The sequence below is a fragment of the Fructilactobacillus sp. X7R9C1 genome (genome assembly GCF_059901005.1).
In genome coordinates, this window is sequence record NZ_JBWXVG010000005.1 from 39,779 (window position 1) to 62,018 (window position 22,240).

General features: G+C 40.5%; 27 protein-coding genes. 17 read left to right on the forward strand and 10 right to left on the reverse strand.

Translation table 11 applies throughout. The features are described from left to right. The 3 genes from pstC to AC6UD0_RS04635 form a co-directional block, all read right to left on the reverse strand. The gene (pstC, locus tag AC6UD0_RS04625) at positions 1-924 is read right to left on the reverse strand and encodes a phosphate ABC transporter permease subunit PstC (RefSeq protein ID WP_500695807.1); all 924 of its coding nucleotides are present in this window, start codon (positions 922-924) and stop codon (positions 1-3) included. Between the two features lie 19 nt (positions 925-943). Then, positions 944-1,831, reverse strand: coding sequence for a phosphate ABC transporter substrate-binding protein PstS family protein (locus tag AC6UD0_RS04630; protein WP_500708270.1), 888 nt, complete (start codon positions 1,829-1,831; stop codon positions 944-946). A 179-nt stretch (positions 1,832-2,010) separates the two neighbouring features. Further along, entirely contained in the window at positions 2,011-2,640 is a 630-nt protein-coding gene (locus tag AC6UD0_RS04635) for a TetR/AcrR family transcriptional regulator (protein WP_500699614.1), read from the reverse strand. Between the two features lie 118 nt (positions 2,641-2,758). Between AC6UD0_RS04635 and AC6UD0_RS04640 the strand changes: the two genes are divergently transcribed. Then, positions 2,759-3,679, forward strand: coding sequence for a metal ABC transporter solute-binding protein, Zn/Mn family (locus AC6UD0_RS04640; RefSeq protein WP_500708272.1), 921 nt, complete (start codon positions 2,759-2,761; stop codon positions 3,677-3,679). A 39-nt stretch (positions 3,680-3,718) separates the two neighbouring features. On the opposite strand, the gene AC6UD0_RS04645 is transcribed toward AC6UD0_RS04640, so the two are convergent. Next, positions 3,719-4,468, reverse strand: a complete 750-nt coding sequence (locus AC6UD0_RS04645; RefSeq protein ID WP_500708275.1) for a winged helix-turn-helix domain-containing protein — start codon at positions 4,466-4,468, stop codon at positions 3,719-3,721. A gap of 72 nt (positions 4,469-4,540) precedes the next feature. Beyond that, complete coding sequence (locus AC6UD0_RS04650) at positions 4,541-4,681, reverse strand: hypothetical protein (protein WP_500708278.1); 141 nt, start codon at positions 4,679-4,681, stop codon at positions 4,541-4,543. A gap of 121 nt (positions 4,682-4,802) precedes the next feature. On the opposite strand from AC6UD0_RS04650, the gene AC6UD0_RS04655 reads away from it, so the two are divergent. Then, entirely contained in the window at positions 4,803-5,342 is a 540-nt protein-coding gene (locus AC6UD0_RS04655; RefSeq protein ID WP_500694039.1) for a GtrA family protein, read from the forward strand. Between the two features lie 34 nt (positions 5,343-5,376). Here the strand turns inward: AC6UD0_RS04655 and AC6UD0_RS04660 are convergent, their stop codons facing one another. Next, a complete protein-coding gene (locus tag AC6UD0_RS04660) occupies positions 5,377-6,042 on the reverse strand; it encodes a type 1 glutamine amidotransferase (protein ID WP_500708281.1) in 666 nt (221 codons plus the stop codon). A 68-nt stretch (positions 6,043-6,110) separates the two neighbouring features. Further along, entirely contained in the window at positions 6,111-6,356 is a 246-nt protein-coding gene (locus AC6UD0_RS04665; protein WP_500694037.1) for a hypothetical protein, read from the reverse strand. 204 nt (positions 6,357-6,560) lie between these two features. Between AC6UD0_RS04665 and AC6UD0_RS04670 the strand changes: the two genes are divergently transcribed. Then, positions 6,561-7,190, forward strand: a complete 630-nt coding sequence (locus AC6UD0_RS04670) for a YdhK family protein (protein WP_500708282.1) — start codon at positions 6,561-6,563, stop codon at positions 7,188-7,190. A gap of 49 nt (positions 7,191-7,239) precedes the next feature. On the opposite strand, the gene AC6UD0_RS04675 is transcribed toward AC6UD0_RS04670, so the two are convergent. Both AC6UD0_RS04675 and AC6UD0_RS04680 read right to left on the reverse strand, forming a co-directional pair. Then, entirely contained in the window at positions 7,240-7,467 is a 228-nt protein-coding gene (locus AC6UD0_RS04675) for a hypothetical protein (protein ID WP_500694035.1), read from the reverse strand. 125 nt (positions 7,468-7,592) lie between these two features. After that, the gene (locus AC6UD0_RS04680; protein WP_500694034.1) at positions 7,593-7,850 is read right to left on the reverse strand and encodes a hypothetical protein; all 258 of its coding nucleotides are present in this window, start codon (positions 7,848-7,850) and stop codon (positions 7,593-7,595) included. A 253-nt stretch (positions 7,851-8,103) separates the two neighbouring features. On the opposite strand from AC6UD0_RS04680, the gene AC6UD0_RS04685 reads away from it, so the two are divergent. The 3 genes from AC6UD0_RS04685 to AC6UD0_RS04695 all read left to right on the forward strand — a co-directional run bounded on the left by AC6UD0_RS04685 (position 8,104) and on the right by AC6UD0_RS04695 (position 11,688). Beyond that, positions 8,104-8,940, forward strand: a complete 837-nt coding sequence (locus AC6UD0_RS04685) for a DUF6574 domain-containing protein (protein WP_500708283.1) — start codon at positions 8,104-8,106, stop codon at positions 8,938-8,940. An 11-nt stretch (positions 8,941-8,951) separates the two neighbouring features. Continuing rightward, a complete protein-coding gene (locus AC6UD0_RS04690) occupies positions 8,952-10,391 on the forward strand; it encodes a zinc ribbon domain-containing protein (RefSeq protein ID WP_500708284.1) in 1,440 nt (479 codons plus the stop codon). A gap of 97 nt (positions 10,392-10,488) precedes the next feature. Further along, on the forward strand, positions 10,489-11,688 hold the full coding sequence (locus tag AC6UD0_RS04695; protein ID WP_500708285.1) for a zinc ribbon domain-containing protein: 1,200 nt from the start codon (positions 10,489-10,491) through the stop codon (positions 11,686-11,688). Between the two features lie 25 nt (positions 11,689-11,713). On the opposite strand, the gene AC6UD0_RS04700 is transcribed toward AC6UD0_RS04695, so the two are convergent. After that, positions 11,714-12,337, reverse strand: a complete 624-nt coding sequence (locus AC6UD0_RS04700) for an SGNH/GDSL hydrolase family protein (protein ID WP_500708286.1) — start codon at positions 12,335-12,337, stop codon at positions 11,714-11,716. A gap of 124 nt (positions 12,338-12,461) precedes the next feature. On the opposite strand from AC6UD0_RS04700, the gene AC6UD0_RS04705 reads away from it, so the two are divergent. The 11 genes from AC6UD0_RS04705 (at position 12,462) to AC6UD0_RS04755 (ending at position 22,206) form a co-directional block, all read left to right on the forward strand. Further along, complete coding sequence (locus AC6UD0_RS04705) at positions 12,462-13,295, forward strand: alkaline phosphatase family protein (RefSeq protein ID WP_500708288.1); 834 nt, start codon at positions 12,462-12,464, stop codon at positions 13,293-13,295. Between the two features lie 99 nt (positions 13,296-13,394). Next, positions 13,395-14,312 (forward strand): ribonucleoside hydrolase RihC, encoded by a 918-nt coding sequence (gene rihC, locus AC6UD0_RS04710; RefSeq protein ID WP_500708289.1) that lies wholly within the window; start codon positions 13,395-13,397, stop codon positions 14,310-14,312. 146 nt (positions 14,313-14,458) lie between these two features. Further along, complete coding sequence (gene rsmG / locus AC6UD0_RS04715; protein WP_500694027.1) at positions 14,459-15,181, forward strand: 16S rRNA (guanine(527)-N(7))-methyltransferase RsmG; 723 nt, start codon at positions 14,459-14,461, stop codon at positions 15,179-15,181. Between the two features lie 15 nt (positions 15,182-15,196). After that, the gene (locus AC6UD0_RS04720; protein ID WP_500694026.1) at positions 15,197-15,970 is read left to right on the forward strand and encodes a ParA family protein; all 774 of its coding nucleotides are present in this window, start codon (positions 15,197-15,199) and stop codon (positions 15,968-15,970) included. Beyond that, complete coding sequence (locus AC6UD0_RS04725; RefSeq protein ID WP_500708290.1) at positions 15,954-16,838, forward strand: ParB/RepB/Spo0J family partition protein; 885 nt, start codon at positions 15,954-15,956, stop codon at positions 16,836-16,838. The genes AC6UD0_RS04720 and AC6UD0_RS04725 overlap by 17 nt, the downstream gene beginning before the upstream one ends. 13 nt (positions 16,839-16,851) lie before the next feature. Beyond that, the gene (locus tag AC6UD0_RS04730) at positions 16,852-17,043 is read left to right on the forward strand and encodes a DUF951 domain-containing protein (protein WP_500708291.1); all 192 of its coding nucleotides are present in this window, start codon (positions 16,852-16,854) and stop codon (positions 17,041-17,043) included. Positions 17,044-17,057: 14 nt separating this feature from the next. Then, positions 17,058-18,155, forward strand: a complete 1,098-nt coding sequence (gene ychF / locus AC6UD0_RS04735) for a redox-regulated ATPase YchF (RefSeq protein ID WP_500695788.1) — start codon at positions 17,058-17,060, stop codon at positions 18,153-18,155. 9 nt (positions 18,156-18,164) lie between these two features. Then, a complete protein-coding gene (locus tag AC6UD0_RS04740) occupies positions 18,165-18,905 on the forward strand; it encodes a DUF1129 family protein (RefSeq protein WP_500708292.1) in 741 nt (246 codons plus the stop codon). 138 nt (positions 18,906-19,043) lie between these two features. Next, on the forward strand, positions 19,044-19,730 hold the full coding sequence (gene croR, locus AC6UD0_RS04745; RefSeq protein WP_500694021.1) for a response regulator transcription factor CroR: 687 nt from the start codon (positions 19,044-19,046) through the stop codon (positions 19,728-19,730). 21 nt (positions 19,731-19,751) lie between these two features. Then, complete coding sequence (locus tag AC6UD0_RS04750) at positions 19,752-20,936, forward strand: sensor histidine kinase (RefSeq protein ID WP_500708324.1); 1,185 nt, start codon at positions 19,752-19,754, stop codon at positions 20,934-20,936. Beyond that, on the forward strand, positions 20,917-22,206 hold the full coding sequence (locus AC6UD0_RS04755; RefSeq protein ID WP_500707451.1) for a D-alanyl-D-alanine carboxypeptidase family protein: 1,290 nt from the start codon (positions 20,917-20,919) through the stop codon (positions 22,204-22,206). The genes AC6UD0_RS04750 and AC6UD0_RS04755 overlap by 20 nt, the downstream gene beginning before the upstream one ends. The last annotated feature ends 34 nt before the right edge of the window (positions 22,207-22,240 follow it).

Below are 22,240 nucleotides of genomic sequence, written 5' to 3' on the forward strand. Positions count from 1 at the left end.
TCATTTTTTAAATGCACTCCTCTTTCCAATTAGTTTTACGATGACGTTGAATACTAGTGACATTACTAGTAAAACTAAGGCCAATGTCCATAAGGCGTTGTTAGGCAACGTTCCCATGATGGTATTACCCATTTGGGTCGTCAGTTGACTGGTTAAAGTTGCAGTTGGACTTGTCAAGCTGGTTGGCATGAGGACTGCATTTCCGATGACCATTTGAACGGCTAGTGCTTCACCAAAGGCGCGCGCCATTCCGAAGATCATCGCGGTAAGGATTCCCGGAGTGGCAGCCCGTAAGACCACTTTGTACATCATTTGCCATTTAGTGGCTCCAAGTGATAGGGCAGCACTCCGGTAGTCTCGTGGGACGGCCTTTAAAGCATCAACTGACATTGAGGTGATGGTCGGAAGAACCATGACGAACAAAACGATGGTAGCTGGTAAAATCCCAGAACCGGTTCCCCCAAACACCGTTCTAACGATGGGAATCAAGACCATTAGGCCGATGAAACCATAAACAACGGATGGAATTCCAACGAGTAATTCGATTACTGGTTGCAGAATCTTTTGCCCTCGTTTGGGCGCAATTTCGGTCATGAAAAGGGCCATGGCAATCGCAAATGGGGTGGCAAGAATGGCGGATAGTAGGGTGACCGCAAATGAGGTGACGATCATTGGAAGTGCCCCAACTTCTGGTTTCCCATTTGGTCCCGTTTGACTTGGATTCCAGGTTCCCTTAGTGAAGAAATCGATGATACTGACGTGATCGGAAGTAAAGGTCGCCAGTCCCTTGGTGGTGATGAAGAAGAGGATGGTAATGACGAGGATGCCGATCAGGCCGATACATATGAGACTGATAAAATGACCAACCTTATCTTGATGAGTTTCTTTTGATGGTTTCAGTAATTTTTCTTTAATGTCATTCATATAAAAACCACTTTCATAATTATTTAACCGCTTGAACTTGACCTTCAGCATTCTTTTCAAATTTCATGTTTTTAACTTGAATGTATCCGATCTGCTTGACTAATTTCTGTTGAACATGATCTGAAAGCATGTAATCAATAAATTTTTTGGTGGTTCCAGTGGGCTTGCCCTTGGTATACATGTGTTCATACGACCAGATTTTCCAATTGTTATGTTCCACGTTAGGGTCGGTTGGTTGCACCTTATCGATGGAAATACTTTGCGTTTTATTGTTTAAATATGGAAACGAGAGGTAACTAACCGCACCGGGAGTCGATGAGACAATCTGTTGCACCGTTCCGTTTGAGTCTTGTTGCTGAGCGTTGACGGCTTTTTTGCCCTTTAAAACGGATTGTTCAAAGGTCATCCGGGTTCCACTTCCCTCGACCCGGTTAATCACCACGATCTTGACGTTATTTCCGCCGACCTGCTTCCAATTGGTGACTTTACCAGTGAAGATTTGTTCAAGTTGTTTCATTGAGAGATTTTTCACTCCCACTTTTTTATTGGCAACCGGGGCAATTCCAACAACGGCAACCTTATGATCAACTAAATCGCGAGCAGTAACACCTGGTTGTTGGGAAGCAAAGACATCTGAATTACCAACATTGACGGCTCCCTGTTGGATTTGGCTTAGGCCAGTTCCAGATCCACCACCCTGGACGTTAATGTTAACTTTCGGGTTACTAACCTGATACTCTCGACTCGCTTGCTCGACCAGTGGTTGAAGTGCCGTGGAGCCAACGGCGGTAATCTTATTACCGTTTTTGGCCTTGGTGGAAGAAGATGATCCGCACGCGGCTAGTCCCAGCGCCAGCAGTCCACACGTTAATATCAATGCAACCTTTTTCTTTTTGCCTAATGACATGGACGAAATCTCCTTTGGTTTAAATGGACATTATTTTGTTTACGAACCAAGTATATAAGGTGAATGTAAATGTTAAGTAAATTTTACGGTCTTTTTATGTAAATGTTTGGTAAAGCCAAAAAGAACCCCTTCAAGTGCTATTGAAAGGGTTCTTAAATAACGGTGTTATTAAAAACAAACTAAATGGACAGCCATGCCATCCATCCCGGGTAGAAGAAGTCGTAGAGGTTGTTACACAGCATGATGGCCTCTTGCTCGTTATACCGATGTTTCAAAATGTCACAAAAAGTAGCATAAAACGAGAACACGTGAAAATGCAGTTCCTGGTAGTTAAACTTAAAGCTAACAAGGATGATGTTACGTTCTTGCATGATCCCAATGGCGTTAGCAATTTTTTGGGTAAAGTACTTCGTTAGCATTTCGGCTAGATTGTCGTACTTCGACCCCTCTGATTTAAAAAGAATTAATTCCTTATACTTCGGATTAGCGTAAAGGGTGTGGATGATTGGATTCATATTCAAAATGTTTTGTTTCCACACCGTTTGAACGCTGGCTGGACTGATTTTAGCCATTCCCTGATTAAACTGATTCTCATATTCGTCTTTTAATTGCTTAATAAAGGGATCAAGAATTTCATCTAGAATCGCATCCTTTGATTCAAAGTGTTTGTAAAAGGAACCGGTTGTCCGGTTAGCGTTTCGGCAAATTTCACGAATCTTTGTCTTATCAAACCCGTTTTTTAGAAAGGCCTTAAACCCGGCCTCTAGTAATAGGGAATGGGTTTTATCCTGGTTACGAACGTTTGCCATGAAAATTCCTCCAGTGGATTGATTGCTCAATTTAAGATAACAGTGTTATATTAAGTGAGTATTATTTGTTTAATGATGGTCAACTTAACTTCGGATGATGTTTCAAAGGAGAAAAACAATGATAAAAAAGTTTAAGTTAAGTATAACAGCAATTTTAATCTTATTTTGTGTCATCGTGCTAGTTGGTTGTGGCAAAAAATCAGGAGATGAACGGGCCAACCATAAGCTGAGAGTGGTTACCTCAACTAATTTTTATGGTCAAATTGCGAAAAATGTTTTGGGAAATCAGGGGAGCGTTCAGCCGATTATTAAGGGAAGCGGTGACCCACACGATTTTGATCCTTCAACGAGTGATGCGAATCAAGTTGCAAGAGCAGACGTGGTTGTTGAAAATGGCATTGGATACGACGATTGGATGAAAAAGCTGGTAAAGAATGGAAGTGATCAGACGTCGGTTGTCAACGTTTCAAAGGTGATGAACCGAAAAAATGGGGATAACGAGCACATTTGGTATGATCCTGACACTGTTAATAAGCTCGTCTACCAACTCGCAGACGTCTACAGCAAAAAACAACCGAATCACAAACGTTATTTTCATGATAATGCCAAGCGGTATTTAAAAGAATATGAACCAGTTAAGCAGCAGGCGGAAAAGGCACGAGATAATCTGAACGATTACCAGTTAAATCGCAAGGTCGACGTCAGTGAACCGGTTTTCGATGATGCCCTTAGTTACATGGGATACAAGGTAAATGACCCTGATTTTGCCAATGCGACCGAGAAGGAGATTGACCCGTCACCTAAGAGTATTCAAAACATCAGGGATGATATCACTCACCATCGGATTGCTTTCTTTGTTGATAACACGCAGGCTGACAGTAAAATGGTCAAGAACCTCGTCAAATTAGCTAAGGATCATGATGTGCCGGTTGTAAAATTGACCGAAACGATTCCTGAAGATAAAAACTACTTGGAGTGGATGGATAATGCCTATCAGCAGGTGGTCAAAATTCAAAATAATGAAATGAAAAACAAATAAAATGACATCCAAGCCCGTTAATGGTTTGGATGTCATTTATTATGGTTTATTTAATTTCGCTTCAAATTCATAACCAAAGCCACGGATCGTTTTGATTAAGACGGGGTCTTTGGGATTAGGTTCAATCTTGTCCCTTAAATGGCTGATGTGCATTTCAAGCATGCGGGAAGATTGGTCAATGTAAAGATCGTTCCAAACGCCGTTTAGGATTTGTTCACGACTCAGGATCCGTTTAGGGTGAGTCAGAAAGTACTCTAAAAGCTTGAATTCTTTAGGCGTTAGTCGGAGCGAAGTACCATTTTTGGTAGCAACCTTCTGATCTAAATCAACGTCGATGTCAGAAAAGTGAAATCGTGGTTTGACCTTCTTATTTTTTTCCTGCTTTAGACTATTATTTTCGTCTTGGTAGAAGTGCGCACGATGCTTCATCCGGAGCATGACTTCGTCAGCGTTGTATGGTTGGATGATGTAGTCGTCGATGCCAACTTTAAATAATTGATCAACGATGCCCTCGTCCTTTTTTTCTCCCAGAGCGAGAATTGGAAGTGAGGCCTTTTGGCGGATTTTAGGGATAAGCTCGCTCAACTTTTGAGCTGCCACGGTACTTAGGTCCCAAATAATGGCCTGTTCTTCGTACTTTTGAATGGATGATAGTAAGCTTGAAACATCGTATAAATCGTCGACAAAGTACCCATTGTCATTAAAGGTTTGGTTGAAACTAAGTGCTAATGATAATTTTTCAGTCACTAAAACAATGTGATTCATGGCACCATCCCGATTAAAAATCACGCTTCTCTTTCTTCACTTATTATACAGTTTTATGGCTGATAATCGTAACTTTAACGTTTTCACGTAACTAAGCTACTTGGAATCAGAATGTCGGTTCTCTTTTTCCTGTCGTTTTTTGGCGCGATGAAGACTCACTAAGATGGTAATGATGGTTACCACTACGAAAACGACCACCATCATTATGACGAGCCAGATAAACGTGCTTAAATCCATGACGTCCATTCCCTTCGTTAATGATTGGTTTTATTTTAACACGACCGAAAAGATTAAGTTTTAAGGAAATCACAAATTTATAACTTAATTGATTGTGATAAAATGACTAAGAAGGGGTTTGATGCATATCATGAATGATACAAACGACGCTAATACTACTAACTACTTAGATATCGTAAAAAGATTAGTTTTTGATGAAAAAATTGAATACTTGTTTTGGGGAGCCATGACCACCCTGGTTTACTTTGTCAGTCGATTCGTTTCGATGAAGATTTTTACCAGTGATTTTACCCCGGTCTTAATTGCCCAAGTTCTGTCGATTGCGTTTGCTTTTGTGGTGAACAAATACTTTGTTTTTAACAGTGGAACGCAGTCCAAGACACTTCAGGCTCAGATCGTTAACTTTGTTTCGGGACGATTGTTTGTTTTAGTCCTCGACTTTTTGATGACTTACGTAATGATCGATAAGTTTCCGCAATTTTTCATTAAGATTTTATTTTTAGATCACTTAAACTATTCGGCTTGGTTGTTCCAACTTCCCGTTGTTCACGGGTTGATTGGGAGTCCCACGTTGTTTAACAGTTTTATCTGTGTGGTTGGAACACAAATTATGGCCATTGTGATTAATTACTTTGTTTCTAAGTACTTTGCTTTTAAATAAAATCAAAAAAGCATCCACTTTTTCTAGGTGGGTGCTATTTGTTTGCGATGTAATCCAAAATCTTGAATAAATCGCGATGGTTCTGTTTTGAAATTGGGTGGTTAATGATGGTGTCCTTAGATTGATTTAAAACAGAACCCTTGAGGTAGGAGTAATCGTTAATTGCCATCTCGGTGACATTGTCGTGTTTGGGTTCGAGGTGAAACTGGAGGCCAACGAGGTTATCCTTTACAAATCCCTGATTAACGAGTTGATCACTTGAGTACAATAACGAGGCACCATCTGGAATCTGAAACGTTTCCTCATGCCAGTGGAGCACTTCTAGTTGGTTGGATAATCCGGAGATGAGTTTTGATTTTAAGTAGACAGGAGCAAACCCAACCTCCTTAGTGTGCGAGTCAAAGACGGAAGCTCCTAGAACTTTGGCCATTTGTTGGGCACCAAAGCAGGCGCCAAAGATTGGTTTTCTTTGGCTAATCATCCGTTTGATTAGTTCACGTTCGGATTTGATCCAGTTTGTGTCGTCGTTGACGCTCATTGGGCCGCCTAAGATTACTAACATGTCGGTTGTACCAGCGTCTGGTAGCACCTTAAACTGGGAAGGATGATAAACGAACATCTGGTGATGGTTGTGATGAATCCAGTCGGAGATTGCTCCAGGTCCTTCATCAGAAGTGTGTTGCAAAATACTTACTCTCATTATTGTTGTTCCTCTTGAATTGACCGTGATAATAAAAAAATAATGCCAAGTGGCATTATTTTAGTAAATTACATCATTCCGCCTTGCATACCGATCATGGCTGCAATGGCTGCGACGATCATCTTGAACAATCCCATTACGATGAATGCAACGATGATTCCAAAGGCAATTGTGAATGCCATTTGCATTGATGATTTCCAGGCTGCCTTGTCTCTACCACCGAGGAACTTGTAGAACAACCATGCTAGAGCGATTAGAATGATCAAAATCACAACTAATGCAACAATTGAAATGATTAAACTTTCTGTACCCATTAATTTTCACCTCACAAACATAAGATTATATATATTTAGCATGAACTTTTAGGGTTAAATGTGCAAACATATTACTTAATTTTGAAGGAATCTATAAGAATCTTAAAATATGCTTACGGTAAGTCATTTTAGTAACTTTTTGGTGTCGACGGTGCTATCTTAGCAGTTGAAACATCATAAAAATATCAAGGGAGCTCTTCAAAGATGAAAATGAAGAAAACATTATTTACGTTAGCTGCCGTAGCTAGTGTGGGATTGGTACTTACTGGTTGTGGAGAAAGCAAGAGTAGTTCTAAGTCCAGTTCGTCATCAAATATGTCGAGTAGCAGTAGCGAAAAAACAATGAGTAAAAAAGACATGAAGGAAACCAAGGGCGATAAGTCAATGGACATGAATATGCCAATGAAGCATAAGATGAATCTTCCCACTGACTTAGCTGCCGCTAAAAATCCTAAGTTTAAGGTTGGTTCTGAAGTTAAACTATCAGCTAACCACATGAAAGGGATGAAAGGTGCTAAGGCTAAGGTTACCGGAGCATATGATTCACCACTTTATGTCATCGATTACAAACCAACCGATGGTAAGGCTGAAGTTAAAAATCATGAGTTCGTTGCAAAGGACCAACTTAAGGCTGATAAACAGGGTGCTACCTTGAAAAAGGGCGAAAAAGTCACCGTTGAAGCTGACCACATGCCCGGCATGAAAGGTGCTCAGGGGAAGATTGTTAAAGTTTGTGACGGTCCTGCCTATGCTGTAACATTCAAACCAACTAATGGTGGCAAAGAATACGTTAACCATCAATGGGTTAGCCAAACTGAAATGAAAAAATGCTAATTTAAATTAATTCAAAAATACTAGGACATTGTCCTAGTATTTTTTTATTTTAGATGAAGTTGTAACCGATGGCACCAATTAAACCAATAATCGCGGCAATTAAATACCACGTAGTCTTCTTGTTTTTGCCGAACATGCCCCATAAGAGTTCATCAATAAAAACGATTAAGACCGTGATTAGTAAAATATTGAAGTGGGCGAACATGATGGCAATTACCAGGGCAATGCCACAGATGAGATCGTTAATGTTTCGTAGAACGTTGCGTTTGTTTTTCATTTTTTCTCCATTAATAGTAGTTTGAAGTTTAATCAGTGATACTAATCATATTACTTCAAATGAGTTTTAGATAACATCACCTGAAACCAAAAAAATTCCTTAGCCCATCCAAGCTAAGGAATTTCTTATAGGTACTGTGATTTTTTGAGTGCTTCTTGAAGAGCTTTAGGACAAACGTTAATGGTTTCGGTGACCTTTAAGTGGTTGTTACTAGCGGCCTCCACGATTTTGGCAATGTCATTAACAGCCATTTTACCCTCTAGGGCATAAGCAATGTGGACAGCAAATTCGTAAAAGTTATGAGAATCCTGCATCTCCATTTGCACGGTATTGTATAGTTTTTGATCATTTATAAAAACATCGTTTCCAGTACAATGAATCATAAGCACGCCTCCTTTATTATCTTATAATAATTATAATTAAATAAGTTGAATAATCAAATAATGGGATTATAGTTCATCAAAATTCACGAACACTGAGGGAATTGGTGAACGGGAATTGTTGAGTGACCGATATCCCGTGCCGCAATTAATTGATTTTTTTATTTATGTGCCTTAGCCCTTTGATTGAGCTAATCAGTATGTGATAATGTAAACGTAAGAAAATCTTAATATTTATTTAATTGGAGGAACTAGTATGAATGAATGTCCTAATTGTCATTTTAATAACAAGCCGGGCGCAAAGTTTTGTGTCAAGTGTGGAACTAAGTTGACTGGCAACAGTCAAACAAGCAGTAACAAGGTACATAATGAAGCAAAAAAGCAGCAACATCCCCGTAATTCACAGGCTGACGTTTCTAACGGATTAACCAGCATGTTTAATTATTTCATTGAATCAATTAAACATCCAGTCAAATATGAGGCTGCTAGTGAGAAGTATCTGGGATATATCTCGCTTGGAATCTTCGCCGTTTTGACCTGGCTAGTTTCGTTTATTTTAGCATTGAGAATGAAGAGTGGGCTGGCCTCTGAATCAGTTCCATACTCACTTATTCATAAGATGGAGGGCGTCATTAACACGAGTGTTATGGGACTAGGACTGATTATTGCCGTAATCGGTCTGTTAGCTTGGATTTTAGGCTATGTCGGAGTTCACTTCATTATGAACAACAATATGAGCCTTAGTGATTATACGAATGAGTACGGTAAATTTTTAAACGTTGGAATTATTTTACTGTTAGTGGGTTTGCTTCTATCAGCCGTCATGCCCGCTGGGATTTTATTTTTAATTGGTCTCTACGTGGTCGACTTGGCCATCACCATTTCGGGTTGGGCGTTAATTTATGAAATGCTCTTTTCTAAGAATTTTGGGTCGATTGATAGTTTCTATGTTTTATTGATTGTAACGGTTATCGTGGCAATCATTTCCGCTGTCCTAGTAGCTATTTTGGGTAACAGCTTGGGCTCTCAACTTCAAACGCTGACTCAAGAGATCATTAACAACTTTGCTGCTAACTTTGGGCAAGGATACTAGGAGGGGTCAAAATGAGTGAAGAAGCGTCTTTTTGTCCCAATTGTGGACATCGAATTAATGCAAATGATGAGTTCTGCCCCAATTGTGGGTATAAACTAACTCCTAATGGATCACCAAAAAGTCAAGCAGGACCAAGTCACAAGACATCAGGGAATGAGCCCCTGCGTCAGACAAGTAACGTTAATCTTCCGCGAAAGCCAAAGAAGATGAGACCACTTACTAAAGTGATTTGGGTGATTGTGGTGGTCTTGGTTATGGTACTTATCGGTGGTTACTTCTTTGGAAAGAATTACTATTCAAAAGCTAATCAAGTCGACCGGGTCATCTCAGCAATTAAAAATGATCAGGAAAAGAATTTAGCCAATGTGTCGGAAACAAACGACCCGAACTTTAAGATTAGCGGGAAAGCGATGAAGCCAACCATTAATTATTATGCTAGTAACAAGGACCAGTTATCAAAGCTTAGAAGTCAGTTCATGCGCGATAACGATAATCCGGTGACCGACAACCTGCAGTTTAAGCAGGAAGGTAACACCTGGTTAGTTTTTCCTAAGTATAAACTGATGGTCAAACCCGTTTATTCTAATATTTCCACTAACCTGAATGGGGTCTCTTTGAGTGTGAACGGCAAGCAGATTACCAGCAACATGGGCAGTCAAAAGGCTAAGAAGATTGGACCACTTGCACCGGGTCTTTATAACATCACCACTGCCGGAAAAGTCAATGGCCGTGAATTGCACAATAATGGTCAGTTCGACTGGATTGATGGTGCCAGTTCAGCGTCCTTACCACTGCGAATTATTACCTTTACCGTAAAAGGTCAACCAGGATCAGACGTGTTAATTCAAAATAAGAAAGTTGGAACGATCGGTGACAATGGGAGCTTTAAACTCTCTAACTATCCATTTAGTACAAACATGAACGTTCAGGTTCAGATGAAGGGTAAGTCCGGTAAATTAATTCAAAGTAAACCATATAATTTAAAAGATAGTGATAACAACAACACAATTGAACCGAAGTTTGATGGGATTGCCACAAAGGATCAGGCTGATCAGGTCTTGAATCCGCTCTGGACTCAGGTGAGTGGTGCCGGTAACGACGTTGATATTTCCCATTTCTTTGACGGTGGAAATGGTAGTCCCGCTTGTCAGGATATGCTTAAGATGGTCAAAAGTTATAATGACAACGATAAAATTGAGTCATTTGAAACTAGTGAAAGGACCGAATCGGTAGCACCTTATGATAGTGGGGAGACGCAAGTCACTTATCAGGTTGATTATACTTTCGATAACAATGACGACGATGACAATAGTTCGGTTCGTCATCAGACGTTTGAATACAATGCCATCTTGGTCAAAAATCCTGGAAGTGATGATTCTGATGATCTTCCGTTTATCATCAAGAGTAACCAGTCAGTTAAGAAAGTATCGGATAGTACCGATAACGATTAATAGTAATTTAGAAAAGAAACGAGCATTCTGTGCTACGTTTCTTTTTGTTTGGTGTATGTTATGATTTCCTCAATATTATAAAAGGATGGAAATTAGATTGGCAGAAAAACGTAAATCACATAAATTCTTGGCCTTTTTACTCGTGTTGGAAATTATCATCGTGATTGTGGTCGGAGTTTCCGGGACAAAGTATTATTCAAAAAAAGCCAGTGGTGACCGCTTAGTGAATGCCCTGCGTAATCATGAACAAAAGCAGGTGATTGCTGGAATCAAAATTGACGGGCAAACGGGTGCTCCAAGTGAAGAGACCCTTCAACCCCTTGTTAACGATTTCGATCAAAATTCCGAAGCAGTTAATCGGCTCGAGATGCAGATTAACAGTGAGAAAGTGGCTGAAAACAACTTGGTTTATAAACAAACGGGGAAGAATTTCCTGGTATTTCCACGTTATCAACTGGTTGTTAAACCAATTGATCCTAAAATTAAGACCAATCTTTCAGAAGCCAACGTGACAATTGATGGAAACAAAGCAGGTAAAACGGATGGTAATGGGGAGCTGAACGTGAAGTCACTCATCCCGGGAGTTCATCAGATTGAGGCGACTGCCACGGCTGGTGGTAAACAGCTTAAGACTTCCGGTCAGTTTAGTCTGATGAAGTCATCTGATACGGCGCACCTGACGTTTAACGTGGTTTCGTTTGGGCTTCAAAGTGTCCCAAACGCCATCGTCTACGTTGACAATCATCCGGTTGCTCAAATTGGTGAAAACGGCAAGGCGAAGGTCAATAATTTACCCATTGGTGATGATTCATCAATCTGGGCCACTCTGAGTGTTGACGGCAAACCAATGAAAAGTGATGTTCAGTACCTCGGGATGAAGAATAATCACTCTGAGATCAAACTCCCGTTTAAAAAGCTCGTTGATAAAAAGGCAGCAACTGGTCTGCTTAAAGCCGTGTGGGAGCCACTGAACCATGACGTTTTTGACGAAAAGTCAGCTGATCAAGTTCAGTACGACCAAAACTTTGTTGGAGGAAAAAGTAACCCAGCCTATAATCAGATGATTACGATTGCGAAAAAGGATCATGAACCAGATGTTAAAGATCTTCAAATTAAGGTAAACGTTAAAAGGGTTATAAGTACTGGTGAGGGGAAAGCCACCGTTGACTTTGCGGTTCAAACTGATTCAACTAACGATCAGGGCCAAAAAGCGTCAAAAACGACTAACTATCGGGCTGATGTTAAACAAGATGTTAATAATCAGCTCAAACTTAAGGGTCTGGATGAGGTTAAATAAAAAAGGAAGCCGATTACGGCTCCCTTTAGTTGACGTTTGCTTTAATAAACTTTGCAATGATTTCAGCCATCATTTTGTAAGTAGCGGAATTAGGGTGAAGACGATGGTCATGCAGTCTTGTTCTATAATTATCGTCGTCGACAATGGTCGGTGCCACCTTACGCCAGTTTAGGTATGGAATGTTATTTTGGCGGTAGACGGTGGTTAAGCCGCAAAGGAGCTGCCCAAACGTGTAGTGGGCGAGTCCCTCAATGTTGTAGTTATCGGTGCCACCATCGAAGCGGTTCAATGGAAGGATTCCCAGAATTTGAATGGACGGATTTTCGATCTTGATTTGCTGGATGTTTTCATTTAACATCCTTTTAACGACTTCTAAAGTATCGTAGCGGTGAGCAAAATCGTTGGTACCGTAAAAGATCGTGGCGATGTCGTAGTCACCAAAATTGTTGTGGTTAACCTGATAGGTTAAGTCCAGCTCACAATTTCCGGTAATGGTACCGGCATTCTGGCCCGCGTTTTTGATGAAGTTAAATGGTAAAATTTGACCTAAATAATAGGGCCAATTGTGCACTAAATCTTTTTCTCCGTCAAAACCACGAGTTAACGAGTCACCTAATAATATGATGTTGTCTTCATTAATTGATTTCATTTTTTAAACCTCGGTTGTGAATTGTGATACTATCATTTTACTGCTAAGTCAATTGACATGGGCATTTTATTATTGCATTATAGAATATAATTAAATTTTATTAAGTCGCATGGGAGATGAAAACGTGAGTTATAAAAGGGTAATTGTTGTGGATTTAGCATCACTCGGATTACGCTCGGACAATGAAGCAGAACAACTTAATGCTTCAAGCGATAACATCCTTTCACACGTTTTGAATCAATCCTCAAAGTCAGATTTACCATCGCTTCGGCGGTTGGGCCTTTTTAACATCTTTTTTGATGGGGAGCGTTCTTCATCAGATGAAGTCAATCCCGAGGGCGCTTACGGATTAGTTCGAACTAATTCCGTTGTTAATCGACCCGCGTCCGGACTGCGAGAAATGTTTGATTGTGCCGTTAATTCACGTGTGTCAAGCGTCTTTGAAGAGGTTTATAAAGCGGAAAAGAGTTCCGTGATCATTTCCCGGTTTGTGGAATATCTTCAGGTTCAGGACTTTTCCAGACGGATTCAGGTACCCGATAATACCTCTGCTTTTGTTGAATTAAATCATCAGCTGGAAAAGGTTCGGAGCGGTTTTATTTACGTTCAAGTTCCAGATCTTCAGACCTCTGCTATGGAAGGTGATTTGGATCGATTCTCTTCAGAACTAAGGAAAGTTGATGTCATGTTATCAGAATTGATGGATTCTTTAGAGGATGATGACTTGTTGATTGTTACCTCAAGTCGGGTTGGTGATTCACAAACCCAGGATGGATTATCGACTTACAAGATTTTACCAGTAATGTTGTATGATAACCAATCAACTGATCGCCACATTGAAGATGTTAATAAAGTAAGTGTGATTGGCGGAACGGTTCTAGATGGATTAGGAATCCTTGATCGAGTAAAACGACCATCAATAAGTTTACTTCCATACTTAAAAAAAGAGACAGCTTAGGCCGTCTCTTTTTTGATTGCTTTTAAGCTGAAGCAGCTAATTCAATTATGCGTGTGGTAAACTTGACTAATAACGACGGATTTAAAACGGAGGGATATTATGCAAAAAATTATTATGGACATGGACCCAGGAATTGATGATGCAGCAGCTTTGTCAGTGGCACTCAATGAGCCAAAACTGGATGTGGACTTGGTGACCACCGTCGCTGGAAACGTAACGGTTGATAAAACGACGATTAATGCCCTTAAAATTATTAATTTTTTTCATGATGGTGAGCGGGTCAAAGTCGCTAGTGGGGCCACAAATCCCTTAATAAAGCCGTTTGAAGATGCAGCTCGGATTCATGGTGAATCTGGGATGCGCGGTTATGATTTTACGGGTGAACTGCCAGAGCCATTGAAAATGACCGCGGTGAAAGCCCTTCATGACCACATTATGGACAGTGACGAACCAGTCACGTTGGTCGCAACGGGATCTTATACCAACGTTGCTCTCCTACTGTCTGAATATCCAGAAGTAAAAGCCAAGTTAGTGCGGATTGTTGCCATGGGCGGAGCACTTGGACGTGGTAACATGACCAGTGCCGCTGAGTTTAACGTCTTTACTGACCCTGATGCGGCCAAAATAATGTATCAAAGTGGTGTTTCAATTGTGATGATTGGACTTGATGTGACCAAAAAGGCTCTTCTTACTAACGAAACTTTAGCTGAAATTAAGAAAATGAATCGAGCGGGAGAGATGCTCTCTGCCATTATCACTAGTGATGGGGATCAAAGTAATGCAGGCGTGGCCATGCACGATGTTAATACGATTTTCTACCTGTTACACCCAGAATTACTTACTACTGAAGAGATGTGGATTGATATTCAAACTACTGGACCCGCCAATGGCGCCACCGTTGGTGATATTCGTGGTGCTTATCATCATGGTCAAACCAATGCTAAGGTTGCCGTTGACATTGACGCCCAAGCGTTTAATGACTGGTTTAAGTCTGAAGTTCAAAAGATGCCAGATTAAACGGAACGGGGTAAATTTCTCGGTGACTTTTTTCCTTTTTTTGGTAACGAAATCTTTAAATTTTCGTTATAATGAATAAAGGGTCTAATTTAAATTGGTTTAACTTTAATTAGTTTCCAATTGTTTGTTTTACATAGGAGAAGTAAATGAATCCAGAACAATTTAAAGCGGCATTGTTAAAACACAATGTCTCACTATCGGACTTTCAAGTAGAACAGTTTAAAAAGTACTACGAACTCTTAGTGTCCTATAATCAAAAGGTGAATTTGACGACCATCGTTGAACGTGACGACGTGTATTTAAAGCACTTTTACGATTCACTTACCCCCGTCTTTTACATACCAGAGCTTAAAAAGCCAAGGTCAATTGTAGACGTTGGTGCGGGAGCAGGGTTTCCGTCAATCCCACTTAAGATTATTAACCCCGACTTGGAGGTCACCATTGTGGACTCACTTAATAAGCGGATTGTTTTTTTGAAACAACTAGTTAGTGAACTGGGATTGACTGACGTGCGACTTGTTCATGCTCGTGCCGAGGAATTTGGTGGAAAGCGGTCAAATGATCGCGAACAATTTGATTTTGCAACCGCACGGGCACTGGCGCGGTTGAGTGTGATGTCTGAGTTGTGCCTCCCACTGGTTAAGATCGGCGGCAAGTTAATTGCGTTAAAGGCCGCTAGGGCTCCTGAAGAACTGAAGGGAGCTCAGAAGGCAATTACAACTTTAGGTGGTAAAGTCGAAAGTGACTTTGAGTTTAAATTACCGGAAAACGATGAAGTAAGAAATATAATTGTCATTGATAAAGTCACCAAGACACCAAAGAAGTATCCAAGAAAAGCTGGAACTCCAAATAAGGATCCGATCAAGTAAGAAGGAGGGAACAACATGGGAACCGTTATATCGCTTGCAAATCAAAAGGGTGGCGTTGGTAAGACCACGACTGCTGTTAATCTGGGGGCTGATCTAGCCACAAAGGGCAAGAAAGTCTTGCTGGTTGATGCCGATGCTCAGGGAAATGCCACTAGTGGCGTTGGACTTAGTAAGCAAAAAATTAATAAAGATATTTATGATGTTTTAGTTAATGAAGAGCCGATCGAAGATGTTATTCTACATTCAGCTCATCAAAATCTCGATATTGTTCCTGCTACCATTCAATTATCTGGAGCAGAGATTGAGTTGACCCCCATGATGGCGCGTGAGACTCGATTGAAAACGGCACTTGAGAGTGTCTCTGACAAGTACGATTACATTTTAATTGATTGCCCACCTTCTTTAGGATTAATCACGATTAACGCTTTTACTGCCAGTGATTCGATTTTGATCCCGGTTCAGTCTGAGTATTACGCCTTAGAGGGACTGAGCCAATTACTTAATACCATTGGTTTGGTACAGAAACACTTTAATCCCAACCTCAAGATTGAGGGAGTGTTATTGACTATGTTTGATTCCCGTACTAATCTTGGAGCACAAGTCAATGGTGAGGTTAGAAAGTTTTTTAAGGATAAGGTGTACACCACCGTCATCCCCAGAAACGTTCGTTTATCGGAAGCTCCCAGTCATGGACTGCCGATCATTGACTATGATGCCAAATCAAAAGGCGCCAAAGTATACATGGAATTGACAAAGGAAGTGTTAGCTGCCCATGACCAACAAAAATAGTAAGGGATTAGGACGTGGAATTGAAGCATTGTTTAAAGACAATGACGTTAATAGTAATGACGAAGCAGTTGTTGATCTTGACCTAACCGAAATTTCGCCTAATCCTTATCAACCAAGAAAGAAATTTGATCAGAAGGCTCTTGACGATTTAACCCAGTCCATTAAAGAATCAGGAGTTTTTCAGCCAATTATTGTGCGCCACGATGTCGATAATCATAATTACCAGATTATTGCTGGTGAACGTCGATTTCGGGCATCTAAAGCTGCCGGGAAGACCAAAATTCCGGCAATCATTCGTGATGCTACCGAAGAGCAAATGATGGAAATCGCTGTAATGGAAAACTTACAGCGTGAGGACCTTAATCCACTAGAAGAAGCTCAAGCGTACGATACTTTAATGACGAAACTGAATTTAACGCAAGCACAAGTTTCAGAACGCTTAGGCAAGAGCCGCCCTTACATTGCCAATTATCTTCGTTTGCTGGGGTTGCCACAATCCGTTAAGGATATGCTGCAAAAAAAGCAACTTTCAATGGGGCAGGCCCGGTCCCTTTTATCAGTCAAAGAAAAATCACAACTTTTGAATTTAGCTGCTAAGGCTAAGGATGAAACCCTCACGGTTAGACAGTTAGAAAAGTTAATTGCTAAGGCTAATAAGGCTCACTCAACCAAGAGTAAACGACCAGTGAAAAAGTCCAAGTCTCCCTACATTAAGGAGAGCGAGGACCAGCTTCAAGATAAATTTGGAACTAAAGTTTTGATTAATGAGACCAATTCTAAGCTTGGTAAGGGACAAATCCAGATTGATTACATGTCAAACGAAGATTTGAACCGAATTTTAGACCTATTGGATATTCATCTCGACTAGGGAGGATATTTTTATGTATGGAATGCATGATATCGTTGCAATGAAGAAACAGCATCCCTGTGGCACCAATCGATGGAAAATCATTCGAATGGGAGCTGACATTAAGGTTCAGTGCATGGGATGTGGTCACATTGTGATGATCAGTCGACGACAATTTGAGAAACGTTTGAAGAAAATACTAGAAAAACACGAAGAAATTAATTAAAAGAGGTAAGCAGGATGTCTTTAACAGCGGGAATCGTTGGGTTGCCGAACGTTGGTAAGTCAACACTTTTTAATGCCATTACTAAAGCTGGTGCTGAAATGGCTAACTATCCTTTCGCAACGATTGATCCAAACGTAGGAATGGTAGAAGTGCCAGATAAACGGCTGGACCGGATTCAGGAGTTAATCCCGGCTAAAAAGGTGGTACCAACTACTTTTGAATTTACCGATATTGCGGGGATTGTAAAGGGTGCTAGTAAAGGTGAAGGGCTTGGAAACAAGTTTCTTGAAAACATTCGTCAAGTGGACGCCATTGTCCACGTCGTTCGGGCTTTTGATGATGACAATATCACCTCAGTTACGGGAACCGTTGACCCCATTGGCGATATTGAAACGATCAACGTCGAACTTGGAATTGCTGATTTAGATGCCGTTGATAAACGAATTGGAAAAGTTCAAAGAGCAGCAAAGGGATCAGATGAAGCCAAGGAAGAGCTGGATGTTTTAAACAAGATTAAACCAGTACTTGAAGATGGCGGAGCTGTCCGCGATATTGATTTTGATGAAGACGAGCAGAAAATCGTTAAGGGATTGTTTCTTTTGACTTCTAAACCCGTCTTGTATGTCGCTAACATCAGCGAAGAATCGATGGCGGATCCAGAAAGTGACAAGTACTTTAAAATGGTTAAAGACTATGCTCAAAAACACGGTGCGCAGGCAATTGGAATTGCGGCAGAAACCGAGCAGGAAATCGCTGAACTAGGTGATGATGATAAAGCTGACTTTCTTGAGGCTGAGGGGGTTAGTGAGCCTGGTCTAAATAAGTTGATTCGTGCTTCATACAAATTACTTGGACTGGAAACCTTCTTTACTGCAGGTGGCAAAGAGACCAAAGCCTGGACCTTTAAAAAGGGCACTAAAGCACCTCAAGCCGCTGGAATTATCCATTCTGATTTTGAACGGGGCTTTATTCGAGCTGAGATTATGTCCTTTGAAGACCTAGATAAATACGGAAGTGAAAATGCCGTTAAAGAGGCCGGGAAATTGCGGGTTGAAGGTAAGGATTACGTCATGCATGATGGAGACATTGCAGAATTTAGGTTCAACGTCTAGGAGGAAATTATGAGCGAGGAAGATAATCGAAAACGAAATGCTAAAGCAAAACAGCATCAACATCACTCAAACACTAAGATTGCTGAACGAGAACAATTTGATCACGTTGGTTTGACCAAGAGAAATGCTGAATACATGTATAAATTTAAGCAGGAACTTTCGGAAACCAAATTGGAACCAGAAAAGCAAGCTGCTCAGATCAGTACGATGGTAAATGAACTAAAAAAGGCCCAAAAGAGTGGGGTGACCGCAAAGAATCTGTATGGAACGGTTGCTCAAAAAGTGCAGGTTACGGTTCACCCACCAAAGAAACCCCAAAAGATGACGCCCATCACCTACGTGATTGATGCCACGTACAACTTTTTGTGGTTTTTGGTTCTGTTCTGTTTCTTGTACGCAGCCATGTTCTTCATTAATTCCTCGCAAGCATCAAAGGGTGGTGTAATGGGGATCACTGGCATCTTCGTTTCCTCGATTGTTGCTGGTGCAGGGATGCCACTTATGACTAACTTGTTTGCTCCGGGAGTAAAACATAAATATAATGGCATCGTTCGAGCTTTGATGATGGTTCTATTGTTCGCAATTTGGATGCTAGTCTTCTTTGGTGGAACGTATATTCCGAGAGTGATTAACCCGATTACCAGTCCGATTGTTGATGCAGTGATTGGTGTAATTGGAATTGCGGGAATTTTGTACATGCGTCATCGTTTCCCAATTACCAATGGACTATTTACCGGGAACCGAAATTAATTAATGAATCGTGGATCAACTGGTCTACGATTTTTTTGATGTGAAAGTTTAAATGTTTATAATATTAAAACAATTTTGGTTAATCTCTGTTTTCAATCTGATAAACTGAAAGAAAACAGTGAATTCGAGGTAATTAAAATGAAAATTTTAGTTGTTGATGACGATAAAGAAATCGCACAATTATTAGAAATCTACATTAAAAACGAAGGATACGAACCAATCTCAGCCTATAACGGTAGTGATGCATTATCACTTTTACGTACTGAGCCAGACATTGGTTTGGTAATTTTAGACATCATGATGCCGGAAATGAGTGGGATTGATGTTATTAAAGAAATCCGTAAAGACTCCCAGATTCCGATCATTGTGTTGTCCGCTAAAACGGCTGATATGGATAAAATTCAGGGATTGGTTTCTGGAGCTGATGATTACGTCACCAAGCCATTTAACCCATTGGAAATCATGGCACGGGTTCGTTCCCTGCTTAGAAGAAGTCAAAACGATGTCACTAAGGACAAGCCTGACATTTTAAACGTGGGTCCACTGACTATCAATAAGGATTCACACGAAGTTAAGACGGAAGACGGCAAAGAAATCCAGTTAACCGCTCTGGAGTTTGGTATTTTGTACCTTCTTGCCAGCCATCCTAACCGGGTCTTTTCAGCTGATGAGATTTTTGAGCGCGTTTGGAAACAAGAAAGTATCATTTCAGCTAAAACCGTCATGGTCCACGTCAGTCATTTACGTGACAAGATTGAAGAAGCCACTGGCGGTGAAAAAGTGATTCAAACCGTTTGGGGCGTCGGCTACAAAGTGGAAGCATAAATAATAAGAGGAATCTTGAGTTTGAAATTAACGACGAAAGAAAAAACTGAATTATTTGTTGAAGGAGTAGTTACTTTAATATTATTACTCCTTTTAAACTTGGCGATTACTGTGATTATCACTGAATCAATCGAGAGTAACCCGGGTCTAAGGGACGGAATCTTCATCATTAAGCAGTCGGTGACCTTTGGCCCGATGCATTTTCGACTACTTAGCTGGGAGAATCTCTTCATCATTGCTATGGGCGTAATCGATGTCATTATTATTTACTGGCGGTTGATTCGGCGCTATCATCAAATGCAACTCCGTCACATTATTTCGGAATTGCATTACATTGCGAACGGGCATTTTGACCATCGAATTCCCTTTGAATTAAAGGGAGATACCGAGCGAGTCATTCAAAGTATCAACGCGCTTGTTGATAGTGTCATTGAATCCATGAATGATGAGCGAGAGGTGGAAGCTTCAAAGGACAAATTGGTCACTAGCGTTAGTCATGATTTAAGAACGCCACTAACTTCAATTCTGGGATACCTTGGTCTCATTGAAGACGGTCAGTATCAAAATGAAGACGACATTTTAAAGTATTCACATATTGCTTATTTAAAGGCGCAACAAATGAAACAATTAGTGGATCGGCTTTTTGAGTATGCTAAGGCGGGCGACAAGTCTAAGCCTTCGCAAAAAATTGATAACATTGATGTGAATGCGCTATTAGAGCAACTTCAGACCTCATTTAAACTTGATGCATCTAAGCACAAGATGACGATTGAAATGAAGCCACTCAAGCATGATATTTCGATCAAAGCCAATGCGGAGTCGTTAGGTCGGGTATTTAATAATCTGATTTCGAATGCTTTTAAGTATGGAAAGGGTGGACGTCATATCTATCTTTCTGCTAAGCCATTTAGTAGTGAAGGAGTTGAAATTATCGTTTCAAACGATGGCGAACAGATCCCTAAAGGGTCACTAGATCACATCTTTGATCGTTTTTACCGGGTTGAGGAGTCACGAAACACCAAAACTGGTGGAACTGGCCTAGGACTTGCCATTGTTCGTGAGATTGTCACCAATCAGGGAGGTTATATTAACGTTTCTTCAACGAAAAAATTAACCGCGTTTAAAATTTACCTTCCGTTAGATGTTCATCCATTACGGAAAGATAAACATGTGATAGGAGAGAAAAATGCAAACCAAGAAAAGTAATCATAGTGGTCATCAATTTCTCGTTTCATTTTTAATCATGACGTTAGCGCTCGTTTTAATGATTCCAGAGACCTTGGCAAAGGCTAACTCGAACGAAATCGATAGTAAAGCTGCCATTGCAGTGGACGCTAAATCAGGACAGATTATTTATCAAAAAAACGCTGCTAGAAACTTACCGGCAGCCTCGATGAGTAAGTTACTCACCGCATACATAGTTCAAAAACGAGTTCATGATCATCAATTGAAATGGGACACTAAGGTGGATATTTCACCTGCAGTTGCCAAATTAAGTACCAAAAAAGGGTTCACCAACGTTAAATTAGAGGCCCATAAGAAATACACGGTAAGGGAGCTATATTCAACGGCCCTAATTGGTTCAGCTAACGCGAGTGCGATGGCGCTTGGTGATAAAATCTCTGGTAACAGTGAGAATTTTGCCAAAACCATGCGAGTAACTGCCAAAGAATTGGGAATTAAAGACGCCAAATTCTATAATGCCTGTGGTCTGACTAACAAACAGGTTGCACCGATGAATTTACCAAGGGTGACTGGTGATTCTGAAAATGAGATGTCAGCAAAAGACACGGCAATTATCTCTTCCAAAATTATTTCGCAGTATCCTGATGTTCTAAAAACCACTAAGAAAACGCAGTATACCTTTGGTGATACTGATAAGAAACCGCAAGAAGTTGTCAAGACCTCTAACGAAATGTTGAAGGGACAACGATATTACGATCCAGCCTTAAACGTTGATGGTCTAAAAACGGGAACTTCTAAGAAAGCGGGCGAAAACTTTGCGGGGACTTTAGATAATCACCATGGTCATCGCATTATCACGGTAGTTATGGGTGCCAAGCCTAATCAACGGTTTATCGTTACTAAGAACTTAATGGAACACGTAATCAAGAATTATCGCCCCATGGAGTATGATAACGATCAATTTACCGAGAATCATCTAAGGGTGATTAACGGGAAAAAACGGACGGTTAAAGTCAAGATGAGCAAACCAGTTACCCTGTGGGGCAAGGTTTCTCAACCAAATGAATTTAGCGACCAAATTATACTTGATTCAAAGCATGCTAAAGATAACGCGGTATCAGCTCCTGTGCTTAAAAATCAGGAAGTTGGAACGAATCAGGTTGGATTTAAAAATCAGAAGGTGGAATTTTTAAATCATGATGGTGGAAAAGCACCAATCGTTACCTGCCAAAGCGTTGATAAGGTTGGCTTCTTTCCGAGATTGTTCCGTGAAATTGTGGAATTTTTCTGATAATTACCATTAGAACAAAATTATGGTTTGTTAT